This is a genomic window from Variovorax sp. EL159 (assembly GCF_900100965.1).
Taxonomy (GTDB): Bacteria; Pseudomonadota; Gammaproteobacteria; order Burkholderiales; family Burkholderiaceae_C; genus Variovorax.
Genome location: NZ_FMUJ01000003.1, coordinates 65,103 through 91,122, shown reverse-complemented (window position 1 = coordinate 91,122; position 26,020 = coordinate 65,103). Strand labels below are relative to the sequence as shown.

The following is a 26,020-nucleotide window of genomic DNA, read 5'->3' as shown; positions in this document are numbered from 1 at the left end:
TGTTTGGTTTCTCCAGTGGATGCGGGGTGAGTGCGCCGGCTGTTGCCGACCGCTGCGCCACTGTAGAAAACGCCGCGCACGAAGGCCATTCGTACGGCTACGCGCGGCGCTCCGTAGTTCTACGGAGCGCGCCCTGCGCTGCCCTGCGGCCCTGCTGCGCTTCAGGCCTTGCCGTCGACCAGCACCGCATAGCGCCGGATCAGTTGCGCCAGCGAGTCGCAATCGAGCTTGGCGAACAGGTTCGCCCGATGCGTCTCGACCGTGCGCGGCGACAGTGCCAGCGTGCGCGCGATCTCCTTGTTGGTCAGGCCCTGCACGATGAAGGCCAGCACCTCGCGCTCGCGCTCCGACAGTTGCGCGACCTGCTCGCGCGCGGCGTTGTCGGCCTGCGAGCGCTCGCGCGTGCGCACATGCGCGCGCACGGCCTGCTGCAAGGCTTCGAGCAGTTGCTCGTCATCCACCGGCTTTTCGAGAAACTCGGCCGCACCGGCCTTGAAGGCACGACGGCACATCTCGACCGTGCCGTGGCCCGTCAGCATGATCACGGGCTGGTCGACGCCCTGCGCCATCAAGCGGTCGAGCACGGTGAGGCCGCTGATGCCCGGCATGCGCACGTCGAGCACGATGGCGCCCACGCTCGCGCGGTCGAAGCCGTCGATGAAGGCCTGCGGATCGGCCCAGTCCTGCACCCGCAGGCCGACCGTGCCGATCAGCAGTGCGAGGCTTTCGCGCACCGCCTGGTCGTCGTCGATCAGGTGAATGAGCGGCGACAGCGGCTGCTGGGTGCCGGGCGTGCTCACGACGGGCGCTCCGGGGAAGATGCCGGCGCCACCAGCGGCAGCAGCAAGGTGAAGCGCGCGCCGCGCGGCGTGGCGTTGGCCGCGCCCAGGCTGCCGCCCATGCCGCTGGCCAGCGTCTCGCTGAGGCTCAGGCCGAGGCCCAGCCCGCCTTCGCGGGTGCTGAAGAAGGGCTCGAACAGGCGCGGCAAGGCTTCGGGTGCGATGCCGCGTCCGTTGTCGGTCACGGTCAGCACGCCCTCTTGCCCGTTGCGGCCGACGGACACCACCAGGCGCCGCTCGGCCGCCGGCACGAGGTCGAGCGCCTGCAGCGCGTTCATCAGCAGGTTGTGCACGATCTGCTCCAGCGCCACGGCCTCGGCCTGCACGCGCACGGGCGCCTGCGCCGTGGCATCGAACTGGGCCGTGATGGCATGCCGGGCGAACTCGGGCGCCAGCAGGTGCATCGCGCTGCGCACCACGTCCTGCAGCACCAGCGGCTTCACTTCGCCGCCGGCCTCGGGCCGTTCGATCACGCGGCGCAGGCGCCCCACCACGCCGGCTGCGCGGCGCGCCTGTTCGACGGCCTGCCCCATCGCGTCGCGAGCAGTAGCAAGGTCGGGCGGATCGTCGTCGAGCAGGCGGCGCGCGGCCTGCGCATTGGCCAGCACGGCAGTGAGCGGCTGATTGAGTTCATGCGCCAACCCCGCCGACAGTTCACCCAGCGCATTGAGCCGCGCAACCTGCCCGAGTCGCAACAGTTCTTCGGCCCTGCGGCGTGCGATGCGCTGGCGTTGCGCAGCCCACAGGCCGGCCAGCAGCAGCGCCATCGCCACCGCCCAGCCGCCGATGCCGCGCCACGGCAACTCGCCCCAGCCCACATCGCGCTCGGCCACGAGGTCGAAAGGCTGGCTCGGTGACGCCAGCGCCTTGGTCAGGCTGAAGTGCCAGCCGCCCGCCGAAGGCCGGCCCGGTTGCAGCACCAGTTGCTGCCCGTCGCGCTGCAGGCTCAGGCGCACAGGGCTTTGCTGCGGGTCCATCGGCCAGTCGCGCCACGGCACCGAACCGGCAAGATCGATTTCGAGCGCGTAGCTGAAGGGCGTGGCGCCCATCACGAGCTGGTAGCGGCCGTGCGTCAGGTCGAGCGCGGCCAGTTCGGCGCGACGCTGGCTGCGCGAACGCGCTTCGGCTGCGGCCAATGCACCGGCCTGCTTTTCGTCGGGCCAGGCCTCGTCGCGCTCGCGCCGCTGCACGCGCAGGATCGACGAGTACACGGACGGCAGGCGCTGCTCGGGGTGGTCTGCGTTGGTGCTGGGCTCCAGCAATGCGAGCGTGGCCAGCACGGCGTCGTACTGCACCACCTGCTGGCTCATCAGGCGATGGGCAATGCGCGCGTCGGTCTCGAAGTCGTCGTGCACCTGGGCCAGTTGGGCACGCGCCAGCCACACCGCACCGACGGCCGTGAGGACCAGCCAGGCCAGCCACCAACCACCCTGCGTACGCAACCACTGTTTCATGGCGCGGATTGTGCCCGGCGCTGCGGGCCGGTTCGATGTTGGCCGAGAATGCGGCCCCAGACATGAGTGAAGTGCAGGACTCCCTTTTCCCCGATCTTCCGCGCCCGCAAGAGGCGCCCGCGGTATCGCCGCCGGCCGGCCCGGAAGCCGGAGGCGAACCGCCCGCAAGGAAGAAATCGCGCGCCGCCACCGTCGAGCCCGCGCCGACCGATCCGGCGTTGGTCGAGCTGGCCGCCGCGCTGCCGCCCCGGTTGCGGCTCGGCACCTCGTCGTGGAGCTACCCCGGCTGGGCGAACCTCGTGTGGGACGGCGAATACGCCGAGACCGTGCTGTCGAAGAACGGCCTGTCGGCGCTGGCGAAGCACCCGCTGTTTCGCACCGTCAGCCTGGACCGCAACTTCTACCGCGCCCTTACCGCGAGCCAGTACGCGCGCTACGCGGCCATGGTGCCCGACGACTTCCGCTTCGTGGTCAAGGCACCGAGCCTGGTGTCCGATGCCACCGTGCGCGACGAAAGCGGTCGCGGCATGCAGGCCAACCCCGTGTTCCTGAGCAGCGAGATCGCGCGGCAGGAGTTCGTGCTGCCCGCGCTCGAAGGGCTGGGCCATCGCATCGGCGTGCTGGTGTTCCAGCTGAGCCCGATCCCCGGGCACCTGCTGGCCGACCAGCCCGCGCTGCTCGGGCGCATCGCGGCCATGCTCGAATCGCTGCCCGACCTGACATCGGTGGCGCCCGATGCGGTGATTGCCGTCGAGGTACGCGATCCGCAACTGCTGTGCCCCGCCTTCGCCGACATGCTGCGCAGCGTGCGCGCCACCTTCTGCATGGGCCTGCACGCCAAGATGCCGCCCATCGAAGACCAGTTGCCGATGCTGCGCGCGCTCTGGCCCGGCCCACTGGTGTGCCGCTGGAACCTGCACCGCCGCCACGGCCGCTTCGGGTATGAAGACGCGGAAAAGCTCTACGGCCCGTTCGACAAGGTGATCGACCCCGATCCGGAAACGCGTGCGGCACTGGCCAAGGTGATCGCCGGCACCACCCGTGCGGGGCAGAACGCCTTCGTCACCGTGAGCAACAACGCCGAAGGCTGCGCGCCGCTGACCATTGCGCAGCTGGCGCGCGACATCGTGAGCCTGCCACCGCGTTAGTCGGGCTCTGGCAGGGGGTAGACAGGGAATCCTATTCACGTAGCATGACCTTCCCACGACCCAAAGGACACCCCTGTCATGAGCGCGCCGGCATTGCTTCGCACCCTCTTCAACTACCAGGCATGGGCCCACGATGAGCTGCTGGATCGAATGGAAGCCTTCGACCCCGCAGTGCATGCAGATGCGCGGCACGCGGCCATCCGACTCGTCAACCACTGCCTCGTGGTGAACCAGATATTCGCGGCCCACCTCGTCGGCAGGAAGCACGACTTTTCCGCCGACAACACCGAACACACGCCAACGCTGAAAGACCTGCGCAAGGCGGTGACGGCCCTGGACCGCTGGTACCTCGACTACCTGGAAACGATGACGCCCGAGCTGCTGGCCGAGCGCGTGCCCTTCGTCTTCACCGATGGCGACAAGGGCTTCATGTCACGCGAAGAAATGCTGGCCCATGTCGCCACCCATGGTGGCTACCACCGGGGCGAGGTCGGACGACTCATGAGGCAGCAGTCTCTTCCGCTGCCGTGGGACACCTTCGCGGTGTACCTGCATCAGGCGGAGCCTTCGCGCCGCCTGCAAGGAACGGAGACGGCACCGACAGCGCAGGCCGCCTAGGCGCCCGGTGCCTCAGGCCTTCGCGGCCACCGTCATCTCGACCTCGACCGTCGCGTTCTTCGGCAGCGCATAGACACCGACCGCCGTGCGCACGTGCACGCCGGCATCGCCGAACACGCGGTGCAGCAGATCGGACGCCGCATCGGCCACCTCGCTCTGCTGCGTGAAGTCCGCCGTGCACTGCACGAACACGCCGACGCGCAGCACCTTCTCGACCGCATCGAGCGAACCCAGCGCACGACGCAGCAGCGCCAGGCTGCGCAGTGCGCAGATCTGCGCGCCCTCTTGCGCCTTGGCCAGCGACACCTGGTCGCCGACGCGGCCGGTGACGACCACCGTGGTACCCACGCGCGGCACCTGTCCGCTCAGGTAGACCGTGCGGCCATCGCGCACGAGGGGCACGTAGTGCCCGCCCGCAATGATGTCGCCCTCGAAACTGTGGCCCAGTTCCGAGGCGATGAGGTCGGCGATCTGGTCGCGGCTTTGCACTGTCGTCATATGGCTTCCATGAAAGGGAGCGTCATTGTCGCCACCGGCCCCGCCGGAAAACAGATACAGATCGTGCCGGCCCGATGCGGAACAGATCGCGCGGCCTTCGCCTTTCAGGCCTCGAACGCCAGGAAGACGCGGCCGCCTTCGATCTTCACCGGGTAGCTGCGCAGGTCTTCGGTCAGCGGCGCGCACATCGCCTTGCCGTTGCGCACATCGAAGCGCCCCTGGTGCAGCGGGCATTCGATCTCGTGGCCCTCCAGGAAGCCGTCGCACAACCGGGCATGGCCATGCGTGCAGATGTTGTCGGTCGCGTGGATGCCGTCTTCGGTGCCGTACAGGGCGATGTCCCTGCCCTGCACCTCGATGCCGACCACGTCGTCGGCGGGAACGTCGTCGACCGCCGCGGCGTCGACCCAGGTCATCGTGCTCATGTTCTTTGTCCTTCGCTCAGTTGTCGGCCTTGATGCCCGCGCGTTCGATCACCGGCTTCCAGCGCCGCAACTCCTCGCCCATGAACTTGCCCAGTGCCTCGGGCGTGCTGCCCACGCCGTCGAAATACGCGGTGTGCAGACGCTTCTGGGTTTCCGGGTCTTTCAGCACCGCCGCGATCTCGCGGCTCACGCGCTGCACGATCTCGGGCGACGTGCCCTTGGGCGCCATGTAGGCAAACCACGGCACGGCCTGGATGTCGGGCAGGCCCGATTCGCGCAGCGTGGGCAGATCGGGCAGCAGCGCCGAGCGCTCGGCCGAGGTGACGGCCAGCGCCTTCAGCCGCCCGGCCTTGGCCTGCGGCATCACCGTGACGGGCGGCAGGCAGGCGTACTGCACGTCACCCTGGATGATGGCCGTGACCGCCTGTCCCGACGACGCATACGGAATGTGCACCGCGAACGACTGGGTCTTGAGCTTGATCAGCTCCACGCCCAGGTGCGAGATCGATCCGTTGCCGGTCGATGCGAAGTTGTACTTGCCGGGGTTCTGCTTCATCGCCGCCAGCCAGCCCTTGACCGAATCGACGTTCATCGAATTCGACACCACGCAGACATTGGGCGTGGTCGCGGCGAGCGACACCGGCACCAGGTCCTTGAAGGGGTCGTAGGGCAGGTTCTTGTAGAGGATGGTGTTGTAGACCAGCGGCGCGTTCACCGACAACAGAAAGGTGTAGCCATCGGGCGAGGCCTTCGAGACCTGGTCGGTGCCGGTGTTGCCGCCGGCACCGGGCTTGTTGTCCACGATCAGCGGCTGGCCGATGCGGGCCGACAGCTTGTCGTTGACGATGCGCGCGAGGATGTCGGGCGACGAGCCGGCTGCGAATGGCACGACGATGCGCACGGGGCGCTGCGGCCATTCCTGCGCGTGGGCACCACCAGCCACCGCAAGCAGCGCGGCAACGGCAAGAGGCAGCATGCGAACCGCGCTCATGGCTTGGCCTCCACGTCGACCATGCCCAGGTGGTCCTGCTGCTCGCGTGCGATGAAGCCCGCGATGAGTGCGCGATACGCCGCTTCGACCACTTCCGGGTAAGCGCCCTCCTTCTCGGCCAGCGCCCGCACCTTGTCGATCACTTCCTGCTGGCGCTGCGGCGCCGACACCTGGAAGGCATCGCGCTTGAAGCGCGCGGCGTCTTTCACATAGCGGCCGCGTTCGGCCAGCAGCGCGACGATCTTGCGGTCGAGCGCATCGATGTTCTCGCGCACCTCGGCGAGGTTGCTGCACAGCGGCTTGTAGGTGGAGTCGACAAAGCGCCGCAATGGCGCACCGTGGGTCTCTGGTTCTTTTTCTTGCATGGCTCAGATGGGATAGATGATGGAGTTCGGGATCATTTCGCTGTCGAAGACGCACAGGCGCGAAGCGAACTTCAGGCCCTCAGGCGTCGGCACGACCTTGTCGATGTAGCGGCCGACATTGAACACGGTGGAAGGTCCGTCGAGCTTGGTGCGGAACACCGCGTAGTTGGCCTCGCTGTGGATCGCGCCGTCGGCCTCCACCGAATGCACCACCGGCAGGCCGACCACATGGCGCTGGTAGTACGGGTCGTGGAACAGCGTCTCCTGGATGCCGTAGACGCGGTCTTCGAGCATGCCCCGGCTCTCGAAGGACAGCGTGGCCAGCGGCAGGTTGCGCTCGTGGTTCTCGCGCGGCTGCAGCCGGTAGCTGCATTGCTCGATGAAGAACGCGGGCCACAAGTCCCACTTGCCGGAATCCACCGCGTGGGCATAGGCCGCATACAGGCTGGTCAGTTCGAGATAGGCGCTGGCGTCGAGCTTCATGCCGCCTCCATCACTTCGCGCCAGTAGCGGTACATGCCGCGGATCAGCGTCTCGGTCACCATGTGGTCGGTGTTCTCGACCTCGCGCCCGCCCAGTTCGGCGAGCGTGCGGTGATAGGGCTTCTGCTCGAAGCCTTCCTGCGAGAACTCGATCACCTCGCCGTCGTCGGCCGACACGAAGCCGGCCGGCCCGAACAGGTTGGCCTGGCGCAGGCGGCGCTGCGTCATCTCTTCGGTGTCGTCCTCGAAGCCGAAGTGCGTCCAGACGAAATCGAAGGCGTCGTGGCCCACCGGCTGGATGTGCCGCGTCGACACGCTGTTGACCTGCTGCTGCAGGATCAGGCTGGGGAACAGCGTCATCATCACGGCGGTCGGCCCGCCCCACCAGGGCTCGGGCACGATGTCGAGAAAGCGTGGGTCTTTCAGTTGCATGCTTTCCTTGAAGCTCGACACCTGCGTCACCTGCGCGGCCTTGCCCGCGCTGCCACGCGTGGAGATCATGGCGGCGTGGCGGCCGCGCGCATCCATCTTCAGCTCCGACTTGTTGTCGGCGCGCCAGAGGCCGAAGGTCACGAACCACGTATGCAGCAGGCCCGGGTGGTACGGGTCCTTGATGTTCTCCTGCATCAGCTTCCAGTTGCCCGGAATGCGCTGGCGGCTGTAGCCGAGGATGGTCAGCTTGCGGCCGTCGAACAGGCGGTCGAAATAATGAAGGATGTCGGGGCCGAGAAAGTCTTCGAACGATTCGATCCCGTGGTCGAACGACGCGAACACCACGCCGCCGCGCGACGCGACCTTGAGCTTGTTCAGGCCGTGGTCTTCGGTCTTGAAGTCGGCCGGCATGCCGCCGTGCACCTTGCCGTCCTGCTTGACGCCACGGCGGAACGGCACGCCCTGCAGGTCGCCCTTGAGCGTGTAGTTCCACTGGTGGTACGGGCAGACGAACTCTTTCTTGTTGCCGTGGCGCTCGCGGCAGAACTGCATGCCGCGATGCGCGCAGACGTTCTCGAAGACATGGATCTCGCCCGCTTCGTCGCGCGACAGAATGACCGAGCGTTCGCCGATGGTGGTGCGCTTGAAGTCGCCCGGATTCGGTATCTCTGCTTCCAGGCCGACATAGCACCAGTGCTTCTCGTAGAAGAAGCGCTGCAGCTCCTTCTTGTGCAGCGCCTCATCGGTGTAGGCCATGAAGGGGATGCGGCTGGTCTTGTCGCTCTCCCATCGCAGCTCGATGGGGAACACGGCTTGCGTGGTCATCGCGGGTCTCCTTTTCTTGTCGGTCAGTCTCTTCTGTCTGTTCTTCAGGTGCCTTGCAGGTAGAAGGCATCGGCATGGGTCTGCTCGGGTGCAAGGCCCCGGGCGCGCACCAACTGGGTCACGGCCTCGACCATCGGCGGCGAGCCGCAGAGGTAGGCACGCCAGCCGTCGAGCTTGCCCGGCCAGTCGGCGCGGATCGCATCGGTGATGAGGCCCGGCCGCTGGTTGTCGCGCGCGGGGCCGGTGACGACCACCACGTGCACGTCGAGGCCAGGGTGCTGCGACTGCAGCGCGCGCAGTTCCTGCAACCCGTAGACGTCGGCATCGGAGCGCACGCCCAGGTACAGGTGAATCGGCTGCGTGAGCCCCGCCGCGATGGCACCGCGCACGATGGAAAGAATCGGCGCCAGCCCGGTGCCGCCCGCGGCGCAGAGCATGGGGCCGCGATGCTTGGTGCGCAGGTACGCGGTGCCGAGCGGGCCGCTCACCCGCACCGAATCGCCCACGCGCAGTTGCTCGAAGATGTGCGCCGTGACGCGGCCGCCCGGCACCCTGCGCACATGGAATTCAAGCTCCGCATCGCGGCTCAGGCCGGCCATCGAATACGGCCGCGCCAGGTCGGGCGCGAACTGCAGCTGCGCGTACTGGCCCGGAGAAAACTCCAGCGGCTTGTTCGGCTTGAGCCGCAGGCGGCGGATGTCGTGCGTGAGCACGTCGATGCCGGTGACCGTCGCCTTCAGGATGCGCGCCGGGTGCACCACAACCTCATCGGGCTCGGGAATCTCGATGGCGCAGCTTTCGGTCAGCGTGCTCTGGCAGGCCAGCACGTAGCGCTCGCCCTGCCCGTCCGGCCGGATCGCGTCCTGCCCCGCATCGAGCACCTGGCCCGACACCACCTTGCAGCGGCAGGTGCCGCAGCGCCCCGACATGCAGCTGTACGACACCGGCACATGGTGCTCGCGCAGCACTTCGAGCAGGTTCGCGCCGGGGCGGACCTCGAGGGTGCGGGCAAGGGGGTGAATGTGCAGGTCCATCGTCGGGCTCTCTTTGCGCCGGCGTCGTGGCCGGCTTGTCTCTGGGAGTTGATGATGCGCGGTCGATGCAGATTGACCAATAGAATCCGGTGAATCCTCTCCATCACTGGCATGAATAAAGGTTTGCCATGCAGCTCAAGGACATCGACCTCAACCTGCTGCTGGTGTTCGACCGCATGCTGGCCGAGAAGCGCGTGTCGGCGGTGGCCGAATCGCTCGGGCTTTCGCAGCCCGCCATCAGCAATGCGCTGGCGCGCCTGCGCAAGCTGCTGGGCGACGAGTTGTTCCTGCGTACCGCGCGCGGGATGGAGCCCACGCCCTTTGCGTTGCAACTGGCCGAGCCGGTGGCCTATGCCATGGGCGCGCTGCACACGGCGCTCAACCAGCAGGTGGTGTTCGACCCGGCCACCAGCACGCGCAGCTTCACGCTCGCCATGACCGACATCGGCGAGATCTACTTCACGCCCAGGCTCATGGAAGCGCTGTCGCTCGCGGCGCCTGGCGTGACGATCAGCACGCTGCGCAACAACACCTCGACCAACCTGCGCGACGAGTTGGAGGCCGGCCACGTCGACATCGCCATCGGCCTCCTGCCGCAGCTCAAGGCAGGCGTGTTCCAGCGGCGGCTGTTCCTGCAACGTTACGTGTGCCTGTTTTCGGGCGAGCATCCGCTGGCGCGCAAGCGCAGCGTGTCGCTCAAGGACTTCAGCGCGGCCGACCACGTGCAGGTGCAGGCGGCAGGCACGGGCCACGGCAAGGCCGATGACGTGATGGCCGCGCAAGGCATCCACCGCCGCATCCGGCTGCGCGTGCCGCACTTCGTGGCCATCGGCCACATCCTGCATTCGAGCGAAATGATCGCGACGGTGCCCGAGCGGCTGGCGCAGAGCATCGCCGAGCCCTTCGGGCTGGTGTGGCGCCCTCACCCCGTGGCGCTGCCGCAGATCGCGATCAACCTGTTCTGGCACGCGAAGGTGCATCGAGACCCGGGCAACCAGTGGCTGCGCGGGTTGCTGTTCGACAACTTCGCGGACGGCGGTTAGCCCTCGGAACGGGGAAGCTCCGGCATCGCCGATTGGCGTGCGAGCTGGTCGACCGCGCGCAGCAGCGTCGGCACGCGGTACGGGCCGTGCATGCGGCGCACCTCCTGCGCGGCGAGCGCCACGTCGATCCCGACGGCGGTCACGAACAACGGCGATCCGCTCTCGCCACGCCGCACCTCGATGGCATCGCTCGCACTGCGATAGGCGGTCTTGGCGACCCCGACGACGGGCACCTTGCGCCCCAGCGCCTCGTGCAAATGCGCGCCCAGCCCCGGATGGCCCTGGCCCAGCGTTGCGTAGCCATCGACGATGACGATGTCGGCCGCCGGCCCTTCGCGCAGCACGCCGAGCAGGCACGGCAGTTCGCGGCGATAGAACTCGCCGGGTTCGTACGCGGCGACCTCGCTGAAGCCGGCGATGGCCTGCGTTTCTTCCTGCGCCGCGGCCCATCCGCGAAACCAGACGCCGGCGGCCACTGCCGTGTCGGCGCGGTAGTCCACGTCGAGGCAGACCAGCAGTGGCTCGCTCACGTCAGGCCTCCACGGGGTTCGGCGCGGCCGGCCATTGCGCCAGGATCTCGTGGATGCCCTGGCCCACATGGCTGTCGATCAACGCCAGGGAACCGGCGCGCCACCGGACCGGCTGGTCGGTCGCGTGCTGCTCGAGCTTGCGGCGCGCATAGGCCAGCGTGATGTGCGGCGTGAAGGCGCGGGTCGGCTTGAAGCCCGCGTCCGCCAGTGCTTCGCCGAGCCGCTGCCTGTACTGCGCAAGTGCGCCCGTCCCTTCGTTGCCGCACAGGACGAGTGCGCCCTTCGCATAGCTCATCGCCCGGTCGAACTCGACGTCGAAGGCCGGTGCCTCGAGCGTCGCGGCGGCGGCTCGCGCGAGCGCCACCTTGTCTTGCGGCACCGCCGCGTACTCACCCAGGTCGTGCAGCGTGACGTGCAGGCGCGGCGCATCGACCAGCGTGGCTTTGAGCACATGGCGCGAATCCATCAATGCGCCCAGCGCCGCGATGGATGCGGCGTCTTGCGGACTCGGGAGGATGGCGAAGAAGAGTGCGTGCGGCAGCGCTTCCTTGCGCTGCGGCTTGTTGTTTTTTCGGCTGCGCGGCAGAGGCCGCGGCGGGGGATCGATACCGGGAAGAAGAAGCTGTTCGGACATCCCTCGATCATCGCGCATGGCCGGCAACATTCATGAGACCTTCAGCAAGCGTCAAGCTCGCCTTCAGCTTGGAATTTGAGAATTGTCGAGCGCTGACGGCATGGCTCTTCATGCGGTCAGTCGATCGATTTCAACGACTCCAACCAGGAATTTCATCTTGACGAAAACGCCAGCCTGCACCGTCCTCGCAGCCCTCTTCCTCGGCACCGCTTCCATCGGCGCCTACGCGGCCGGCCCCAACCAGGACACCGGCCTGTACGTGGGCGGCGCCATCGGCCGCTCGAGCTACAGCCTGTCGGGCACGAACAGCATTCCCGTGCCATGGGGCGGCGAGAAGAACAGCAAGTCCGGCACCGCCTACAAGTTCTACGGCGGCTATCGGCTGACGGAAACCTTCGGCGTGGAAGTGGGCTATGCGCGCCTGGGCCGCGTGAGCCAATGGACCGCGGTGAACGGCATCTCGAGCCACCAGGGCGGCACCGGCAGCGCCTTCTATGCGGCCGCCACGGCCCGCCTGCCGCTCGGTGACTCCTTCGCCCTCAACGGCCGCCTGGGCCTTGCGCGCGGCAGCGTCTCCGGTGGCGACAGGTGGGCACCGAGCTACCAGCGCATCTCGGGCAATTCCACCGGCGTGATGGCGGGCTTCGGCGCCGAATACCGCGTGACGCAGAACCTGTCGGTGACGGCGGACTACGACTACTTCGGCAAGGTGTCGAAGCAGGCCAAGGGCGGGATGTTCTCGGTGGGTCTGAAGGCGAACTTCTAAGCCTCACTCCTGCAACGACAACGCGCCGTCATCGGCTGGTGACGGCGCGTTGTCGCGTCTCTCGTGAGAGAGTCCGAATCGCCTCTTTCGGGGTCCCGCGCCTAGCCACCGCTGCGATCTGCCTGAACGGCTCGCAACGGCGCCCCGGCCAGGCCCAGTTCATGAACCAGGCTGATGAGCGCACGCAGCCGCGCAGGCACGAAGCGATGGCCTGAGTAGTACAGCCTCAGCCCGCCGAACGACTGGCACCACGGCATCAGCACCGGGACCAACGCGCCGGTCTTCAGCTCTTCTTCGATGAACCACTCGGAGATGAAGCCGATACCCAGCCCAAGCAGCACCGCCTTCTTGATGGCCGGCAGTTCGTTGAGCGCCAGGCGCACGGGCAGGTCCATTTGCAATTTCTGGGCACCTTTTTCCAGCTCCCAGTGGTAGATGCCGCCGTGCGACATGCGCATGCCGATGCTCTGGTGCTGGAGCAGATCGCGCGGGTGCCTGGGCGTGCCGTGGCGCTTGAGGTACTCGGGCGTTGCCACCACGCGCATGCGGATGTCGCGCGAGAGCGGCACGGCGATCATGTCTTGCGGCACGGATTCGGCAAGGCGGATGCCCGCATCGAAGCCTTCGGCCACGATGTCGATCATGCGCGACTCGCTCACGATGTCGATGCGTATGTCGGGATAGCGCTGCGCGTACTGCAGGAAGAGCGGCTCCAGCAGCAGAGATGCCGCGCCCTGCGGCGCGTTGATGCGCAGCGTGCCACTGGGCACGTCGACGCCAGTGCCGGCTTCTTCGCCCGCGCTCTGGATTTCGGCCAGCGCCGGCGCGATCCGCTCCATGTAGCGTCGTCCGGCGTCGGTGAGCGCCACGCTTCGCGTCGAGCGGTTGAACAGCCGCACCTTCAGGCGTGCCTCCAGCCCGGCCACGGCGCTGCTCACGGCGGTGGTGGACATGCCCAGCTCCTGCGCTGCGCCGCGAAAGCTGTTGCGGCGCGCGACGGCCAGCACCACTTCCAGTTCGGTCATTCCTGTTCTGTGCATGGATTGTCCTGAATTCAGGGATACCTCATAAGTCACAAGACGGCTTATCAGAACAATAAACCATTCCTAGACTTCGCTCCATCAACCCCTACGGAGCCACCATGCAACGCATTGAACACATCTACATCAACGGCGAATTCGTCACGCCGCACGGCCAGGAATGGTTCGACCTGCACAACCCGAGTACCGAGGAAGTCATCGGCCAGGTCCGGCTGGGCGATGCGCAAGACGCGCAGCGCGCCATCGCGGCGGCACAGGCGGCATTCCCGGCCTGGTCGCGCACCACGCGCAAGGAGCGCATTGCGGCCCTGCAACGCATGCACCGGGCCGTGGCCGCACGCAAGGACGCGTTGATGGAAGCCGTCCTGCTGGAGTACGGCGCGCCCTCGGTGCGCGGACGCTGGATGGCAACCTACCCTGCCGACGTGATTGCCCAGGCCATCGTGGCGCTGGAGTCCTACGCGTTCGAGGAACAGGCGGGCGCGGCCAGGGTCATCCAGACACCCGTGGGCGTCGCGGGCCTGATCACGCCATGGAACAGCAATGCGGGCTTCATCTGCAACAAGCTGGCCACCGCGCTGGCTGCCGGTTGCACCGTCGTCATCAAGCCCAGCGAGATGAGCGCGCTGCAGACGCAGATCGTGGCCGAAGCGCTGCACGAAGCCGACCTGCCCCCGGGCGTATTCAACATCGTCAACGGCCGCGGCGAAGTGGTCGGCGAGGAGATTGCGCGCAACCCCGGCATCGCCAAGATCTCGTTCACGGGCTCCTCAGCAGTGGGCCAGCACCTGGTGACCACGGGCGCCGCCACGATGAAGCGCGTGACGCTGGAGCTGGGCGGCAAGTCACCCACCGTGGTGCTCGACGACGCGGACTTCACCGCCGTCATGCCACTCGTGCTCCAGGCAGGGTTCATGAACAGCGGCCAGGCCTGCATCGCGGGTACGCGCATCCTGGTGCCACGCAGCCGCCTGGCCGAGTTCGAGCAGGTGGCGAAAGAGGCGGTCTCGCACATCCAGTCCGGCGATCCGCGCCAGGCCGACACCGACATCGGCCCGATGGTGAGCAAGAAGCAATGGGAGCGCGTGCAGAGCTACATCCGCCTCGGGCAGGAAGAAGGTGCGACCTTGCTGGCAGGCGGTGAAGGCCGCCCCGATGGCCTGGATGCCGGATGGTTCGTGAAGCCCACGCTCTTTACCCGTGCCAACAACCAGATGCGCATCGCACGCGAGGAAATCTTCGGCCCCGTGCTGACCATCATCCCTTACGAGGACGAAGCCGATGCGATCGCCATCGCCAACGACACGCACTATGGCCTGAGCGCCTTGGTGCTGGGCACAGACCCGGAAAGCTGCGAGCGTGTGGCGCGCCAGATCGATGCGGGCCGTGTGCTCGTCAACACCCTGGCCCACGAGCCAAGCGCGCCCTTCGGCGGCTTCAAGCATTCGGGACTGGGGCGCGAGATGGGCCGCTGGGGCATGAACGCGTACCTGGAACCCAAGACACTGCTGATGAGTGCGGGCTGAAGCTTCGGGGAGCTCTTGTCCAGATAGCGCGGCCGGTTCTTTGTCGACCCGGCCGAGATCGTCGGATCAGGCGGGCTGATCAGGGCTGGTGCCGTCGCCTTCGGTCTTTTCGTCGAGCTTTTCCTTGACGAGTTCGACGCCCTTGTAGCCCGCCACCGCGGCAGCCGCCTCGCCCAGGAGCGAAGCATTCGGATCGACCTTCTTCAGGCCCTCGACTGCAACGACTGCGCCAGCGACTTCTTCCAGTGTGTTCAGAATGCCCATGATGTGCTCCAGCTTGAGTTGAAACCAAGGTAAATGTGAGTTCGGCGAACCCACGCAGAAAAGCGCAAAGCGTCGAGGCCGTTCAATGGCCCATGTATCGAGCGCGATGTCGAAGATGGTGGGCGCGAATACTGATTCGTGACTGACTTCGAATGACGCGGCAGTGCACTCCGCTGCAAACGTCTCGATGCTTACCTGTTTCTCTGGCTGGCCGGCTCGCTGGCAACGGCCATCGATAACTGCCGTGACGCTTTTTACGGATCAACACGTCACGTCAGTTTTTCTCGATGGCTGGCGATGTCCCCGAGGGACGTCAACTCACTCCCACTCGATCGTCGCCGGTGGCTTGCTCGACACGTCGTAGGTCACGCGGTTGATGCCGCGCACTTCATTGATGATGCGGCCCGACACCTTCTTGAGCAGCGCGTACGGCAGCTCGGCCCAGTCGGCGGTCATGAAGTCGCTGGTCTGCACGGCGCGCAGCGCGACGACGTAGTCGTACGTACGGCCATCGCCCATCACGCCCACGCTCTTCACGGGCAGGAACACGGTGAAGGCCTGGCTCGTGAGGTCGTACCAGGTCTTGCCGGTCTCATCCTTGAAGTTGCGCAGCTCCTCGATGAAGATCGCGTCGGCGCGGCGCAGCAGGTCGGCGTATTCCTTCTTCACTTCGCCCAGGATGCGCACGCCCAGGCCCGGGCCGGGGAACGGATGGCGATACACCATCTCGGGCGGCAGGCCGAGCGCCACGCCGAGTTCGCGCACTTCGTCCTTGAACAGGTCGCGCAGCGGCTCGAGCAGCTTCAGGCCGAGCTGCTCGGGCAGGCCACCCACGTTGTGGTGGCTCTTGATGGTGACGGCCTTCTTGCTCTTGGCGCCGCCCGACTCAATGACGTCCGGGTAGATCGTGCCCTGCGCCAGGAAGGTCGCGCCCTTGTGACCGCCGTCGCCGGCCTTGAGCTTGGCGGCTTCCTGCTTGAACACGGTGACGAACTCGCCGCCGATGATCTTGCGCTTGGCTTCGGGGTCGCTCACGCCGGCGAGCTTGCCGAGGAACAGCTCGCTCGCATCGACGCGGATCACCTTCGCGTGCAGCTTGCCTTCGAACATCTCCATGACCATGTCGCCTTCGTTCAGGCGCAGCAGGCCGTGGTCGACGAACACGCAGGTCAACTGGTCGCCGATCGCGCGGTGGATGAGCGCGGCAGCCACGCTCGAATCGACACCGCCCGAGAGGCCGAGGATGACTTCTTCATCGCCCACCTGCTCGCGGATCTTCTGCACCGCTTCGGCGATGTGGTCGCGCATGACCCAGTCGGGCTTGGCGTTGCAGATGCCGAGCACGAAGCGCTCGAGGATCGCCTTGCCCTGCACCGTGTGCGTGACTTCGGGATGAAACTGCACCGCGTAATAGCGGCGCGCCTCGTCGGCCATGCCGGCGATGGGGCAGCTGTCGGTGCTGGCCATGAGCTTGAAGCCCGGCGGCAGTTCGGTGACCTTGTCGCCGTGGCTCATCCACACGTTGAGCATGCCGTGGCCTTCGGGCGTGGTGAAGTCGGCGATGTCCTTCAGCAGCGCGGTGTGGCCATGGGCGCGCACGGCTGCGAAGCCGAACTCGCGCTTGTGGCCGCCTTCGACCTTGCCGCCGAGCTGGTGCGCCATGGTCTGCATGCCGTAGCAGATGCCGAGCACGGGAATGCCAAGATCGAACACGGCCTGCGGGCACTTGTCGGTGGTTTCCTCGTACACGCTGGCGTGGCTGCCCGAAAGAATCACGCCCTTGAGGTGGCCGTCGGCGGCGTATTCGCGCACCCATTCGTCGGTCACGTCGCAGGGATGGACTTCGCTGAGCACGTGGGCTTCGCGCACGCGGCGTGCGATCAGCTGGGTGACTTGCGAGCCGAAATCGAGGATGAGGATCTTGTCGTGTTGCATGGCGAAAGGACTCAGAGCGTTGAAATGTCGAACAGCTTGACGCCCGCCTGGGGCGCGGCCTTGATGAGGTGCTCGTCAAAGGTGGCGAGCGGAAGATTGAGCGACTTGGCGAGCCAGAGATAACCCGCGTCGTAGAGCGACACGCCAGCGTCGATGGCCACGGCCAGAACGGCTTTGTGCTGTGCCGGCGCAAGCTCGTGCAATTCGACGCGGTGGCGGATGGCATCTAGCACGCTCCACAACCCTTCGACCGCGGACGATGGAATGCGGCCGCTGCGCACGCCGTTGGCAAGGATGTTGGCGCACTCCCATTGCCAGGCGTTGGGCGCCTGCGGCTCGACCTCGTCGCGGCGGATGGCGGCGTAGAGTTTGCGGGTGTGTTCGCTGGCCTGGTCGGGCAGGAGCCAGGCGGCGGTGACGGAAGCGTCCATGACGAAGGCTGTCACGATTGGCGCCCTTCGTCGAGCAACGCATGCACCGAAAGGCCCGGCCGGATGGTGGCGTGGAGCGCGTCGATCTGGCCGAGTTCGCGCTCGATCTGCTCGTCGGTGATGACCGGCTTGCGGCGCACCGGCAGCATGCGCACGACTTCCTTGCCGTGGCGGGTGATGCGAACCTCCTCCCCCTTTTCGACCGAGTCGATCAGGGCGGAGAAGTTGTTCTTGGCTTCGGCGATGCCGATGGATTGCATTTGGGCCAGAAAATTTGAATCTGGCCTAAATTCTAAACCGAGTCTGGCCCGACTTTCAAGGTCTGGCCAGAATGGGCTTCAGGCCGGCACCCCCTCGGGGGGCAGCGCCCCACACGCAGTGGGGGCGCGTGGGGGCCCTGTTTACTCAGCGCGGTAGTTCGGCGCTTCCTTGGTGATCTGCACGTCGTGCACGTGGCTTTCACGGATGCCGGCCGTGGTGATCTCGACGAACTCGGCCCTGTTCTGCATGTCCTCGATGGTCGCGCACCCGCAGTAGCCCATGCTGGCACGCACGCCGCCGGCCATCTGGTAGACGATGGAGACGATCGAGCCCTTATAGGGCACGCGGCCTTCGATGCCTTCGGGCACCAGCTTGTCGGTGTTGGGGTTGCCGGTGGTCGATTCCTGGAAGTACCGGTCGGCACTGCCCTGCTGCATCGCGCCGATGGAGCCCATGCCGCGGTAGCTCTTGTAGCTGCGGCCCTGGTACAGCACGATTTCGCCCGGCGCCTCTTCGGTGCCGGCGAACATGCTGCCCATCATCACGGTGCTGGCACCGGCGGCAATCGCCTTGGCGATGTCGCCCGAGTAGCGCACGCCGCCGTCGGAGATCAGCGGAACGCCCGTGCCCTGCAGCGCGGTGGCAACGCTGTCGACCGCCATGATCTGCGGCACGCCCACGCCGGCCACGATGCGGGTGGTGCAGATCGAGCCGGGGCCGATGCCGACCTTGACCGCATCTGCGCCCACGTCGGCCAGCGCACGCGCTGCGTCGCCGGTGGCGATGTTGCCGCCGATCACGTCGACCTGCGGGTAGTTCTTCTTGACCCAGCGCACGCGCTCGATCACGCCGGCGCTGTGGCCGTGCGCGGTGTCGACCACGATGGCATCGACGCCGGCCCTGACGAGCGCTTCGACGCGCTCTTCGGTGCCGTCACCCACGCCGACCGCCGCGCCCACGCGCAGGCGGCCACTGGCGTCGCGTGCTGCATTGGGGAAGCTGGTCTGCTTGGTGATGTCCTTGACGGTGATCAGGCCCTTGAGCTCCCAGTCGCTGTTGATGACCAGCAGGCGCTCGAGCTTGTACTTGTTCAGCAGCGCCTTGGCTTCGGCCAGCGTGGTGCCGTCGGGCACGGTGATGAGCTTCTCGCGCTGGGTCATGATTTCGCTGACCGGCACGTCGTAGCGGTTTTCGAAGCGCAGGTCGCGCCCCGTCACGATGCCGACGACCTTGCCGCCATCGACCACCGGGAAGCCCGAGATGCCGAGCTGGTCCGACAGTGCCATCACCTGGCGCACCGAGTGCGTCGGCGTGATCACCACCGGATCGCGCAGCACGCCCGATTCATAACGCTTCACGCGGGCCACTTCGGCGGCCTGCTGTTGCGCGGTGAGGTTCTTGTGAACGATCCCGATGCCGCCCTCTTGTGCAATGGCAATTGCGAGGCGGGCTTCAGTCACGGTGTCCATGGCCGCCGAGACGAGCGGCAGGTTCAGCGTGATGTTGCGGGAGAACTTGGTGGCGAGGGAGGTGTCCTTGGGCAGGACCTGGGAGAACGCTGGCACCAACAACACGTCGTCGAAGGTGAGCGCTTTGCCGAGAAGGCGCATGGGTGAAGCTCCAAAAGACGGATTGTAACGAGGGGGCCGGCCAGTTCGCTGGCGCGGGACTTTCAGGACCGTTGCAAAAGCGCCCAATCCGGATGTTGCAAAAAGTAAGGCCCCGCTAAACTTCGGGGATGAAATTCGTGCACTGGCTGCTACTGGGATGTGTTGTTGCGATGCCGCTCTCCGCGAGCGCGCAATGGCAATGGATCGACAAGAACGGAAAGAAGGTCTTCAGCGACCAGGCCCCGCCGCCTGACGTTCCCGAGAAGAACATCCTGCGCCGTGCAGGTTCGCCACCGCCGGCGCGTGCAACCTTCGATGCATCCGGCGGCGAGGCCCCGGCGGCCGATGCCGCTGGCGGCGCACCCGCCAAGGCGCGCGAAAGCGCGGCGGCGCCCAAGCCCAGCGGCGTCGACAAGGATCTCGAAGAAAAAACCAAGAAGGCCGAAGCCGAGCAAAAGGCCAAGGAAGCCGCTGAAGCTGCCAAGCTCGCCAAGGCCAAGGCCGACAACTGCGCACTCGCCCGCCAGGGCAAGGCGACGGTCGACAGCGGCATCCGCATCGCGAAGGTCAATGCGCAGGGCGAGCGCGAGATCATGGACGACACGGCCCGTGCCGCAGAGCAGAAGCGCCTGCAGTCCGTGATCGACAGCGACTGCAAATAGCCTTCGACGGAGGGGCCGTCAGTACCCGGCCTTGCCGCCCTTGCGGCGATTCGCAAAGAGACCCGTGCCCCGCGCGCCCTGCCGCTGAAAGCGTTCGCGGCGCGCCACTTTCGGATCGACCTTGAGGGGGCGGCACAGCTCGATGCGGTCGCCATCTTTCAACGCCTGGTCCCATTCGACCGCGCGGCCCCAGATGCCCGGCGTCATCGCATGGCGCCAATCCAGCGCCGGAAAACGTGAGGCCAGCCCGCTGGCCTGCACCGCATCCGCCAGCGTCGTTCCGGGTGCGAGCTGCAAGACCTGCTCGAACACCTCGCGCGCCGCGGGCGAGCAACTCAGCGTGACCTCGATCATCGATCAGGTCGCGCCGTAGACCTGCTCGGCGCGCTTGACGAAGGCTTCGACCAGGCTGGACGCGATGGTGTCGAACACCGGTCCCACCAGCGCCTGCAACGCGAAGTTGCTGAAGCCGTAGCTCATGTGCAGCTCGACGCGGCAGGCCCGTTCGCCCTGCTCGCCGACAGGCACGAACTTCCAGGTGCCATCGAGGTTGGAGAACGGTCCATCGACCAGTTTCAATTGCACCTCGCGCCCCGGAATGTGGGTGTTGCGCGTGGTGAAGCTCTGGTGAAAACCGCCGAAGGACAGGCCGACTTCGGCCGTCATGCCGGCCTCGTCCTGCTCGATGATCCGCGACTTGTCGCACCACGGAAGAAACTGCGGATACTTCGCCACGTCGGTGACGAGCGCATACATCTCTTCGGCGCTGTACCAGATGAGGACGGACTTGTTGACTGTTTTCATAGAATCGGTGCAGCGTGCGCGACGGATTGTATTGAAGCCATGCAGCCCCAACATTCCCGAGTCATGGCCACAAAGAAACAAGATACCTCCTCCCGCATCGCCGACAACAAGAAGGCCGCGTACAACTATTTCTTCGAAGAACGCTTCGAGGCCGGCATGGTCCTAGAAGGCTGGGAAGTCAAGTCCCTGCGCGAAGGCAAGGTGCAGCTCACCGACGGCTACGTGGTGATCCGCGACGGCGAACTGTATGTCGTGGGCTTGCAGATCAACCCGCTCAAGAGCGCGTCGACCCACGTCAACCCCGACTCGGTCCGTACCAAGAAACTGCTCCTGCACAAGGAAGAGATCAAGCGGCTGATGGGCAAGGTCGAGCAGAAGGGCTACACGCTGGTGCCGCTCAACCTGCACTGGAAGGCCGGCAAGGTGAAGTGCGAGATCGCGCTGGCCAAGGGCAAGGCCGAGCACGACAAGCGCGACACCATCAAGGACCGCGAAGGCAAGCGCGAAGTCGAACGCGCGATGAAGAGCCGCAACCGCTAGGTCTTTTTTTTGCGGGCCATGGAATAAAAGGCCGGCCGCGGGCGTTTGTGCAGTTGTCATCGGATCGCCGATGCCAACCCTCACACAGGAGTCTTTCCATGTCGCCTTTCCTTGCTTCTTCCATCGGCCTCGTCACCCTCCTGCTGGGCGGTGCCCTCGCACTCCCCGCATTCGCCCAGCCCAAGCCCGCCGACGGCGCACTGGTCGGCCCCAACGGCATGACGCTCTACACCTTCGACAAGGACACGGCCGGCAACGGCAAGTCGGTCTGCAACGGGGGCTGCGCGACCAACTGGCCGCCCTTCATGGCCGCCGACAGCGACAAGCCCGCCGGCGACTTCACCATCGTCACCCGCGACGACGGCAAGAAGCAATGGGCCGCCAAGGGCTGGCCGCTCTACTACTGGGTCAAGGACACCAAGCCGGGCGACAAGACCGGCGACGGCGTCAACGGCACCTGGAAGATCGCCAAGCCCTGAGCGACGATCAACTGCGCACCCACCTCGCCTGCCCATGGACGCCCGCCTTTTGGCCGAGCACATCCCGAGCCTGCGCCGCTATGCGCGGGCGCTCACGGGCGACGCGTGGGCGGCCGATGACCTCGTGCAAGACACGCTCGAGCGCGCCTGCAGCAAATGGCGGCTCTGGGTCGCGGGCAGCGACCTGCGCGCATGGCTCTTCACCGTCATGCACAACACCTTCGCGAGCCAGGTGCGGCGCAGGCCGCCGCCGCACAGCGTGGTGCCGCTCGACGACGTGACGCAGGAGCTGCGCGGCGGTGTCGACCCGGGCCGCGACCAGGGCACGGGCCTCGACCTGCAGCGCTGCCTGATGCAACTGCCCGAAGAGCAGCGCGCCGTGCTGCTGCTCGTCACGCTCGAAGACCTGTCGTATGCCGAAGTGGCCAAGGTGCTGGGCATTCCCGCCGGCACCGTGATGTCGCGCCTCTCGCGGGCCCGTGTCCGGCTGCAGGAGCTGATGGACGGCGCTTGCGCGCCCGTTCGCCCCGGCCTGCGCCGCCTCAAATGAAAACCGCCACCCCATGAACCGCCCCGCTCCACCCCCTACCGACGACGAACTGCACGCCTGGGTCGATGGCCAGTTGGCCGCGGACCGGCACGGCGCGGTCGAAGACGCGTTGGCGCGCGACCCGGCCATCGCCGCCAAGGTGGCGGCGTGGCACACCCAACGCGATGCCTTGCGACGGCTGCATGGCGAGTTGCTAGACGCGCCCGTACCCGTGTCGCTGGCCAACACGCTCGATCGCCAGTTGCCCCGGCACGCCCGGCATGGCGCCTGGCTGCGCTGGGGCGGCATGGCCGCCGGCCTGCTGGTCGCCTTTGCCGCCGGATGGCTCGGCAATGCCCAGTGGTCCGCCGCGCCGCGTGCCGGCGCCCAACTGGCGCGCGCCCCGGCCGTGCGCGAGTTCGTGCACGACGCATCGGTCGCACACGCCGTCTATGCGCCCGAGAAGAGGCACCCTGTGGAGGTGGCAGCCAGCGAGCAGCAGCATCTGGTGCAGTGGCTTTCCAGGCGCCTCGACAGGCCGCTCAAGGTGCCGGACCTCTCGACCCAGGGCTACCTGCTGGTCGGTGGCCGCCTGTTGCCCGGGGAAACCGGCGCGCGTGCGCAATTCATGTTCGAGAACGCCACCGGCGAGCGCGTCACGCTCTACATCGGCACCCTCGACGCCCAGGCCGCGGGCGCCACCGCTTCGCGCGAGACCGCCTTCCGTTTCGCCTCCGAAGGGCCGGTGCCCAGCTTCTACTGGGTCGACCAGGGCTTCGGCTACGCCATCGCCGGCAAGCTGCCGCGAGAAGTTTTGCTCAAACTGGCGACGCTGGCCTACCGCGATTTGTCTTAGCAACCGCATAAACTGCCGGCTCGCGCAATCACCTGGCTTGTTTTCGCGATTTATCAACTGAAGGAGAAACTGCATGAAATTGCTCAGCGCCTCGATCCTCGCTGCGGCTTTGCTCGCCGGCTGCGGCGGCATGTCCCAGACCGCCAGCGCGCCCGACGCGCCCACCCGCACCGCCGACGGCGTGCTGGTCGGCCCCAACGGCATGACGCTCTACACCTTCGCCAAGGACACCGCGGGCGCCGGCACCTCCGCCTGCAACGCCCAGTGCGCCGCCAACTGGCCCGCGCTCGGCGTGGCCGACACCGCCAAGCCCATGGGCGGCTACACCATCATCATTCGTGAAGATGGCAAGCGCCAGTGGGCCTACAAGGGCTGGCCCCTGTACTACTGGTCGAAAGACGCCAAGGCTGGCGACCGCACCGGCGACGGCGTGGCCAACGGCGCCTGGAAGGTCGCCCGTCCCTGATCCCCTGCGGATCTGAAGAGAAAAACGCCGGCATCCGCCGGCGTTTTTTTGTCCGCTTTTCCTGGCAAGGCAGTCGATGGCACCCACGGCAGAATCCCCGCATGACTTCTGACGCCAACCCGGATGCGTTCCTGGCCCTGCTGACGCAGAGCCTGATCACCGACGCGCAGCACGACGCCGTGCTGGCCCATCCCGAGACCGCCACCCTGCCCCCGCTTCCAAGCCCGGCCCACGCCCTGGCATGGATGCGCATGCGAGGCCTGGTCACCGAAGAACAGCAGGACGCGGCGCTCGAAAGGCTCGAAGCCGCCACGCCCCCCGACCCCAATCTGGGCGACGCGGAAAGCACGGCCTTCGACGCCGACGATCTCGTCGAGCTGGCTGGCCGCGGCATCACGCACGAGGCCATCGAATCGCTCTACAAAGACGGGCTCATCGACGCCGAGATGCGCGACGAGGCGTTGCAGCAAACGCCCATCTTGGGCACCGTGCCCGCGGCGCCCGCCATCGCGCTGGCCTGGCTGGTGACCGAGGGCCTTCTCGAAAAAGAAGACTACGAGGCCACGCGTGCCCAGGTGGCCAACGAGCCGGCCTTTGCCATGGCCGCCGAGCGCCAGCGCATCGTTGCCGAGGCGCAAGTCCTCATTGATGCCGACGAGCAGGCCGTGCGCGCCTGGAGAAACCAGGCGCAACGAACCCGACGGGTCGGTGCATGGAAGTTCATCCTGACCGTGCTGGTCGTGGCGGGTGGACTCGGCTGGTACATCTTCGCGCCGGCCAGCGTGCCTGCCTGCGACGCAAGCTCCACGCGCAAGACGCTGAACAGCCTGATGATTCGCGCGGCCATGGACGTGCGCATGCGCAACCTCGACCCAAGCAGCCGCTCTTCCATCCAGACGCCTTCGGTCAGCAGCATGCGCGAGGTCGGCTATCGCAAGCCGGAGCGCGTGCGCGGCTGCGTGGCCCTCATGAAGCAAGGCGACAGCACCGAATCGATGGCCTACACCATCGGGCCCGCATCGCCGAAGGGCGACGAGATGGTGGTGCGGGGCGCGGATGTCGCCATCGTCGAAGCCCGCTTCGGGCACCTCGATGCCGATGGCAAGCCGCTCTACAACGCCGAGCCCATCGGCCGCGAAGCCATGGAGAAGGCGTTTCGCGAAGGCGCTGCCCCGCTCAGCATGCGCTCTTCGCCGGCCAGGGAACGCTTGCGCCAGCGCGCCGACTCCGGCCTGCTGACCCGCGACCCCGACCGCTCGCGCGAGATTGCCGAGATCGAACTCACCGGCCCCTGCAAGGCCGCCGAAGGCGGCGTGGGCCACGTCTGCCCGCTGGTCATCGAATACAACGACCGCCTGCTGGGCGCCCTCTCGGGCAGTGGCGACAACACGATCCCGGTCACCGGGGAATTCACTTTCGTGCAGGACAACGGCAACTGGCGCATGAGCGAAGACTTTGCGCAGACCTTCATGCGCAAGGTGGTCGAGGCCCGGATGAACAGCCTGGGCGTCATGGACGCCGCCATGCCGGCGACGCAGCCCCTTCCGCCGCCGGTTCCTCCGTCGCGTCAGTCGCGGTAGCGCCGCGCCGGGGCTCATTGCCTGGTGCGCTGCTAGTGCGCGCCCGGCAATGCTGTGTCTGCGGCCGTGGTGCGGCGACTGCGCAGCGCGAGCAGTTCGTTGAACACCAATGCGCCGATGACCAGCGCACCGCCGGTCAACACGCTGGCCGCCGGCTCCTCGCCTGCTCCGACCCAGGCCAGCGCGATGCCGAAGATCACCTCCAGCAAGGCCAGCAACGCGACCTCGGGGGCCTTCAAAACCTGGGCACACAGAACCGAGAGAACACAGGGAATGGCGAGCTGGAACACGCCGAGAAAAGCCAGCAGGCCGAGGTCATGTGCGCTTGCCTGGAACGGCCACGCAAAAGGCAGGGTGAACAGCGCGGTGAGCACCGCGCCGATCAGCACCGCGGGCACCAGGTCGATGTCGTGCCCTTTCGCCTGAGCATGCTGAACCACCGTCCAGTTGGCGGCACCTGCCAGCGGCACGCACAGCGCAACCAGCGTGCCGAGCACCGAAGCCCCACCACCCTGCAACAGCTGCGTGCCGTACATCCAGCCGATGCCAAGGCCGGCGACCACGATCGCCAGCCAGGTGCGCGTGGGCAACCGGTGCCCGATGAAGAAGCGGGCCGCGAGCGCGGTGAGCAATGGGCCCAATGACATCGTGACCAGCACGCTGGCCGTGGAAGCCAGCGTGAGCGCAACCATGAAGGCCGTGAACATCACGGCCCAGCAGACGCCTGAAATCCAGAGTTCGCGCCCGCCGTTGCGCACTTGCGAGAACACCGCGCGTCCCCGCCAAAGCGGCAAGATCACCAGCAGCGACAGCATCGTGAAGAGGCTGCGCCAGAAGGTGATCTCGAAACTGTGCGCCTGTGCGAGGTGCCGTGTGACGACGCCCGCCGTGCCCCACATCAGGGTCACGACGACCATCAGCCAGACGGCGCCGCCGTGCGTCAGGCGCATGGC

At 66.8% G+C, this 26,020-nt stretch carries 32 protein-coding genes; 12 read left to right on the top strand and 20 right to left on the bottom strand.

Annotated features, from left to right (window positions below):
* Positions 1–161: 161 nt before the first annotated feature.
* Positions 162–800 carry a response regulator transcription factor gene (locus BLQ28_RS12595; RefSeq protein WP_176801090.1) on the bottom strand — a complete coding sequence of 213 codons (639 nt, stop codon included), beginning with the start codon at positions 798–800 and terminating at the stop codon, positions 162–164.
* Positions 797–2,293 carry a sensor histidine kinase gene (locus tag BLQ28_RS12590; RefSeq protein ID WP_093239612.1) on the bottom strand — a complete coding sequence of 499 codons (1,497 nt, stop codon included), beginning with the start codon at positions 2,291–2,293 and terminating at the stop codon, positions 797–799. Before BLQ28_RS12590 ends, BLQ28_RS12595 begins: the two co-directional genes overlap by 4 nt.
* A 62-nt stretch (positions 2,294–2,355) precedes the next feature.
* Between BLQ28_RS12590 and BLQ28_RS12585 the strand changes: the two genes are divergently transcribed.
* Entirely contained in the window at positions 2,356–3,441 is a 1,086-nt protein-coding gene (locus tag BLQ28_RS12585) for a DUF72 domain-containing protein (protein WP_093239610.1), read from the top strand.
* A 78-nt stretch (positions 3,442–3,519) separates the two neighbouring features.
* Complete coding sequence (locus tag BLQ28_RS12580; protein WP_093239609.1) at positions 3,520–4,059, top strand: DinB family protein; 540 nt, start codon at positions 3,520–3,522, stop codon at positions 4,057–4,059.
* Between the two features lie 12 nt (positions 4,060–4,071).
* Here the strand turns inward: BLQ28_RS12580 and BLQ28_RS12575 are convergent, their stop codons facing one another.
* The 7 genes from BLQ28_RS12575 to BLQ28_RS12545 form a co-directional block, all read right to left on the bottom strand.
* Positions 4,072–4,557, bottom strand: coding sequence for a RidA family protein (locus BLQ28_RS12575; protein WP_093239607.1), 486 nt, complete (start codon positions 4,555–4,557; stop codon positions 4,072–4,074).
* A 104-nt stretch (positions 4,558–4,661) separates the two neighbouring features.
* Positions 4,662–4,982 (bottom strand): non-heme iron oxygenase ferredoxin subunit, encoded by a 321-nt coding sequence (locus BLQ28_RS12570; RefSeq protein ID WP_093239606.1) that lies wholly within the window; start codon positions 4,980–4,982, stop codon positions 4,662–4,664.
* A gap of 16 nt (positions 4,983–4,998) precedes the next feature.
* Positions 4,999–5,973 carry a Bug family tripartite tricarboxylate transporter substrate binding protein gene (locus BLQ28_RS12565; protein ID WP_256327278.1) on the bottom strand — a complete coding sequence of 325 codons (975 nt, stop codon included), beginning with the start codon at positions 5,971–5,973 and terminating at the stop codon, positions 4,999–5,001.
* Complete coding sequence (locus BLQ28_RS12560; RefSeq protein WP_093239603.1) at positions 5,970–6,338, bottom strand: chorismate mutase; 369 nt, start codon at positions 6,336–6,338, stop codon at positions 5,970–5,972. The genes BLQ28_RS12565 and BLQ28_RS12560 overlap by 4 nt, the downstream gene beginning before the upstream one ends.
* 3 nt (positions 6,339–6,341) lie before the next feature.
* Complete coding sequence (locus tag BLQ28_RS12555; protein WP_093239601.1) at positions 6,342–6,821, bottom strand: aromatic-ring-hydroxylating dioxygenase subunit beta; 480 nt, start codon at positions 6,819–6,821, stop codon at positions 6,342–6,344.
* Positions 6,818–8,077 (bottom strand): aromatic ring-hydroxylating dioxygenase subunit alpha, encoded by a 1,260-nt coding sequence (locus BLQ28_RS12550; RefSeq protein ID WP_093239600.1) that lies wholly within the window; start codon positions 8,075–8,077, stop codon positions 6,818–6,820. The genes BLQ28_RS12555 and BLQ28_RS12550 overlap by 4 nt, the downstream gene beginning before the upstream one ends.
* A gap of 44 nt (positions 8,078–8,121) precedes the next feature.
* The gene (locus BLQ28_RS12545) at positions 8,122–9,111 is read right to left on the bottom strand and encodes a 2Fe-2S iron-sulfur cluster-binding protein (RefSeq protein ID WP_093239598.1); all 990 of its coding nucleotides are present in this window, start codon (positions 9,109–9,111) and stop codon (positions 8,122–8,124) included.
* A 128-nt stretch (positions 9,112–9,239) separates the two neighbouring features.
* Between BLQ28_RS12545 and BLQ28_RS12540 the strand changes: the two genes are divergently transcribed.
* Complete coding sequence (locus tag BLQ28_RS12540; RefSeq protein WP_093239597.1) at positions 9,240–10,154, top strand: LysR family transcriptional regulator; 915 nt, start codon at positions 9,240–9,242, stop codon at positions 10,152–10,154.
* On the opposite strand, the gene BLQ28_RS12535 is transcribed toward BLQ28_RS12540, so the two are convergent.
* Positions 10,151–10,684 carry an endonuclease V gene (locus BLQ28_RS12535; protein WP_218121927.1) on the bottom strand — a complete coding sequence of 178 codons (534 nt, stop codon included), beginning with the start codon at positions 10,682–10,684 and terminating at the stop codon, positions 10,151–10,153. The two genes, BLQ28_RS12540 and BLQ28_RS12535, sit on opposite strands and share 4 nt — an antisense overlap.
* A 1-nt stretch (position 10,685) precedes the next feature.
* Entirely contained in the window at positions 10,686–11,318 is a 633-nt protein-coding gene (locus BLQ28_RS12530; protein ID WP_093239595.1) for a 2'-5' RNA ligase family protein, read from the bottom strand.
* A gap of 157 nt (positions 11,319–11,475) precedes the next feature.
* On the opposite strand from BLQ28_RS12530, the gene BLQ28_RS12525 reads away from it, so the two are divergent.
* Entirely contained in the window at positions 11,476–12,084 is a 609-nt protein-coding gene (locus BLQ28_RS12525) for a porin family protein (RefSeq protein ID WP_176801089.1), read from the top strand.
* Between the two features lie 101 nt (positions 12,085–12,185).
* On the opposite strand, the gene BLQ28_RS12520 is transcribed toward BLQ28_RS12525, so the two are convergent.
* Positions 12,186–13,124, bottom strand: coding sequence for a LysR family transcriptional regulator (locus BLQ28_RS12520; protein WP_176801088.1), 939 nt, complete (start codon positions 13,122–13,124; stop codon positions 12,186–12,188).
* A 101-nt stretch (positions 13,125–13,225) separates the two neighbouring features.
* Between BLQ28_RS12520 and BLQ28_RS12515 the strand changes: the two genes are divergently transcribed.
* Positions 13,226–14,650, top strand: coding sequence for an aldehyde dehydrogenase family protein (locus BLQ28_RS12515; RefSeq protein WP_093239591.1), 1,425 nt, complete (start codon positions 13,226–13,228; stop codon positions 14,648–14,650).
* A 66-nt stretch (positions 14,651–14,716) separates the two neighbouring features.
* On the opposite strand, the gene BLQ28_RS12510 is transcribed toward BLQ28_RS12515, so the two are convergent.
* From BLQ28_RS12510 to guaB, 5 genes are all read right to left on the bottom strand, one after another.
* Complete coding sequence (locus tag BLQ28_RS12510) at positions 14,717–14,914, bottom strand: hypothetical protein (RefSeq protein ID WP_093239589.1); 198 nt, start codon at positions 14,912–14,914, stop codon at positions 14,717–14,719.
* A gap of 318 nt (positions 14,915–15,232) precedes the next feature.
* Complete coding sequence (gene guaA, locus BLQ28_RS12505) at positions 15,233–16,849, bottom strand: glutamine-hydrolyzing GMP synthase (protein WP_093239588.1); 1,617 nt, start codon at positions 16,847–16,849, stop codon at positions 15,233–15,235.
* Positions 16,850–16,860: 11 nt separating this feature from the next.
* Entirely contained in the window at positions 16,861–17,280 is a 420-nt protein-coding gene (locus BLQ28_RS12500) for a type II toxin-antitoxin system VapC family toxin (protein ID WP_093239586.1), read from the bottom strand.
* An 11-nt stretch (positions 17,281–17,291) separates the two neighbouring features.
* Positions 17,292–17,540, bottom strand: coding sequence for a type II toxin-antitoxin system Phd/YefM family antitoxin (locus tag BLQ28_RS12495; protein WP_093239585.1), 249 nt, complete (start codon positions 17,538–17,540; stop codon positions 17,292–17,294).
* 141 nt (positions 17,541–17,681) lie between these two features.
* Positions 17,682–19,151, bottom strand: coding sequence for an IMP dehydrogenase (gene guaB / locus BLQ28_RS12490; RefSeq protein ID WP_093239583.1), 1,470 nt, complete (start codon positions 19,149–19,151; stop codon positions 17,682–17,684).
* Positions 19,152–19,279: 128 nt separating this feature from the next.
* Here guaB and BLQ28_RS12485 point away from each other — a divergent pair, with 128 nt between their 5' ends.
* On the top strand, positions 19,280–19,813 hold the full coding sequence (locus tag BLQ28_RS12485; protein WP_093239582.1) for a DUF4124 domain-containing protein: 534 nt from the start codon (positions 19,280–19,282) through the stop codon (positions 19,811–19,813).
* A gap of 18 nt (positions 19,814–19,831) precedes the next feature.
* Here BLQ28_RS12485 and BLQ28_RS12480 read toward each other — a convergent pair whose 3' ends face one another.
* Both BLQ28_RS12480 and BLQ28_RS12475 read right to left on the bottom strand, forming a co-directional pair.
* Complete coding sequence (locus BLQ28_RS12480) at positions 19,832–20,167, bottom strand: RnfH family protein (protein ID WP_093239580.1); 336 nt, start codon at positions 20,165–20,167, stop codon at positions 19,832–19,834.
* A gap of 3 nt (positions 20,168–20,170) precedes the next feature.
* Positions 20,171–20,617, bottom strand: coding sequence for a type II toxin-antitoxin system RatA family toxin (locus BLQ28_RS12475; protein ID WP_093239579.1), 447 nt, complete (start codon positions 20,615–20,617; stop codon positions 20,171–20,173).
* Positions 20,618–20,680: 63 nt separating this feature from the next.
* Here BLQ28_RS12475 and smpB point away from each other — a divergent pair, with 63 nt between their 5' ends.
* The 6 genes from smpB (at position 20,681) to BLQ28_RS12445 (ending at position 25,067) form a co-directional block, all read left to right on the top strand.
* A complete protein-coding gene (gene smpB, locus BLQ28_RS12470) occupies positions 20,681–21,157 on the top strand; it encodes an SsrA-binding protein SmpB (protein ID WP_093239577.1) in 477 nt (158 codons plus the stop codon).
* Between the two features lie 98 nt (positions 21,158–21,255).
* A complete protein-coding gene (locus BLQ28_RS12465) occupies positions 21,256–21,636 on the top strand; it encodes a COG4315 family predicted lipoprotein (RefSeq protein ID WP_093239576.1) in 381 nt (126 codons plus the stop codon).
* 34 nt (positions 21,637–21,670) lie between these two features.
* The gene (locus tag BLQ28_RS12460; RefSeq protein WP_093239574.1) at positions 21,671–22,186 is read left to right on the top strand and encodes an RNA polymerase sigma factor; all 516 of its coding nucleotides are present in this window, start codon (positions 21,671–21,673) and stop codon (positions 22,184–22,186) included.
* 13 nt (positions 22,187–22,199) lie between these two features.
* Positions 22,200–23,021 (top strand): anti-sigma factor family protein, encoded by an 822-nt coding sequence (locus BLQ28_RS12455; protein ID WP_093239572.1) that lies wholly within the window; start codon positions 22,200–22,202, stop codon positions 23,019–23,021.
* Between the two features lie 73 nt (positions 23,022–23,094).
* Positions 23,095–23,487 (top strand): COG4315 family predicted lipoprotein, encoded by a 393-nt coding sequence (locus tag BLQ28_RS12450; RefSeq protein WP_093239571.1) that lies wholly within the window; start codon positions 23,095–23,097, stop codon positions 23,485–23,487.
* A gap of 101 nt (positions 23,488–23,588) precedes the next feature.
* Entirely contained in the window at positions 23,589–25,067 is a 1,479-nt protein-coding gene (locus BLQ28_RS12445) for a hypothetical protein (protein ID WP_093239569.1), read from the top strand.
* Between the two features lie 32 nt (positions 25,068–25,099).
* Here BLQ28_RS12445 and BLQ28_RS12440 read toward each other — a convergent pair whose 3' ends face one another.
* Positions 25,100–26,017, bottom strand: coding sequence for a DMT family transporter (locus BLQ28_RS12440; protein ID WP_093241577.1), 918 nt, complete (start codon positions 26,015–26,017; stop codon positions 25,100–25,102).
* Positions 26,018–26,020: the final 3 nt, after the last annotated feature.

Bases quoted from the DNA above. Each gene is read 5' to 3' on its own strand.
- BLQ28_RS12590 (WP_093239612.1), bottom strand. From the start codon at position 2,293: ATGAAACAGTGGTTGCGTACGCAGGGTGGTTGGTGGCTGGCCTGGCTG.
- BLQ28_RS12585 (WP_093239610.1), top strand. From the start codon at position 2,356: ATGAGTGAAGTGCAGGACTCCCTTTTCCCCGATCTTCCGCGCCCGCAA.
- BLQ28_RS12580 (WP_093239609.1), top strand. From the start codon at position 3,520: ATGAGCGCGCCGGCATTGCTTCGCACCCTCTTCAACTACCAGGCATGG.
- BLQ28_RS12575 (WP_093239607.1), bottom strand. From the start codon at position 4,557: ATGACGACAGTGCAAAGCCGCGACCAGATCGCCGACCTCATCGCCTCG.
- BLQ28_RS12570 (WP_093239606.1), bottom strand. From the start codon at position 4,982: ATGAGCACGATGACCTGGGTCGACGCCGCGGCGGTCGACGACGTTCCC.
- BLQ28_RS12565 (WP_256327278.1), bottom strand. From the start codon at position 5,973: ATGAGCGCGGTTCGCATGCTGCCTCTTGCCGTTGCCGCGCTGCTTGCG.
- BLQ28_RS12560 (WP_093239603.1), bottom strand. From the start codon at position 6,338: ATGCAAGAAAAAGAACCAGAGACCCACGGTGCGCCATTGCGGCGCTTT.
- BLQ28_RS12555 (WP_093239601.1), bottom strand. From the start codon at position 6,821: ATGAAGCTCGACGCCAGCGCCTATCTCGAACTGACCAGCCTGTATGCG.
- BLQ28_RS12550 (WP_093239600.1), bottom strand. From the start codon at position 8,077: ATGACCACGCAAGCCGTGTTCCCCATCGAGCTGCGATGGGAGAGCGAC.
- BLQ28_RS12545 (WP_093239598.1), bottom strand. From the start codon at position 9,111: ATGGACCTGCACATTCACCCCCTTGCCCGCACCCTCGAGGTCCGCCCC.
- BLQ28_RS12540 (WP_093239597.1), top strand. From the start codon at position 9,240: ATGCAGCTCAAGGACATCGACCTCAACCTGCTGCTGGTGTTCGACCGC.
- BLQ28_RS12530 (WP_093239595.1), bottom strand. From the start codon at position 11,318: ATGTCCGAACAGCTTCTTCTTCCCGGTATCGATCCCCCGCCGCGGCCT.
- BLQ28_RS12520 (WP_176801088.1), bottom strand. From the start codon at position 13,124: ATGCACAGAACAGGAATGACCGAACTGGAAGTGGTGCTGGCCGTCGCG.
- BLQ28_RS12515 (WP_093239591.1), top strand. From the start codon at position 13,226: ATGCAACGCATTGAACACATCTACATCAACGGCGAATTCGTCACGCCG.
- BLQ28_RS12510 (WP_093239589.1), bottom strand. From the start codon at position 14,914: ATGGGCATTCTGAACACACTGGAAGAAGTCGCTGGCGCAGTCGTTGCA.
- guaA (WP_093239588.1), bottom strand. From the start codon at position 16,849: ATGCAACACGACAAGATCCTCATCCTCGATTTCGGCTCGCAAGTCACC.
- BLQ28_RS12500 (WP_093239586.1), bottom strand. From the start codon at position 17,280: ATGGACGCTTCCGTCACCGCCGCCTGGCTCCTGCCCGACCAGGCCAGC.
- BLQ28_RS12495 (WP_093239585.1), bottom strand. From the start codon at position 17,540: ATGCAATCCATCGGCATCGCCGAAGCCAAGAACAACTTCTCCGCCCTG.
- guaB (WP_093239583.1), bottom strand. From the start codon at position 19,151: ATGCGCCTTCTCGGCAAAGCGCTCACCTTCGACGACGTGTTGTTGGTG.
- BLQ28_RS12485 (WP_093239582.1), top strand. From the start codon at position 19,280: ATGAAATTCGTGCACTGGCTGCTACTGGGATGTGTTGTTGCGATGCCG.
- BLQ28_RS12480 (WP_093239580.1), bottom strand. From the start codon at position 20,167: ATGATCGAGGTCACGCTGAGTTGCTCGCCCGCGGCGCGCGAGGTGTTC.
- BLQ28_RS12475 (WP_093239579.1), bottom strand. From the start codon at position 20,617: ATGAAAACAGTCAACAAGTCCGTCCTCATCTGGTACAGCGCCGAAGAG.
- smpB (WP_093239577.1), top strand. From the start codon at position 20,681: ATGGCCACAAAGAAACAAGATACCTCCTCCCGCATCGCCGACAACAAG.
- BLQ28_RS12465 (WP_093239576.1), top strand. From the start codon at position 21,256: ATGTCGCCTTTCCTTGCTTCTTCCATCGGCCTCGTCACCCTCCTGCTG.
- BLQ28_RS12460 (WP_093239574.1), top strand. From the start codon at position 21,671: ATGGACGCCCGCCTTTTGGCCGAGCACATCCCGAGCCTGCGCCGCTAT.
- BLQ28_RS12455 (WP_093239572.1), top strand. From the start codon at position 22,200: ATGAACCGCCCCGCTCCACCCCCTACCGACGACGAACTGCACGCCTGG.
- BLQ28_RS12450 (WP_093239571.1), top strand. From the start codon at position 23,095: ATGAAATTGCTCAGCGCCTCGATCCTCGCTGCGGCTTTGCTCGCCGGC.
- BLQ28_RS12445 (WP_093239569.1), top strand. From the start codon at position 23,589: ATGACTTCTGACGCCAACCCGGATGCGTTCCTGGCCCTGCTGACGCAG.
- BLQ28_RS12440 (WP_093241577.1), bottom strand. From the start codon at position 26,017: ATGCGCCTGACGCACGGCGGCGCCGTCTGGCTGATGGTCGTCGTGACC.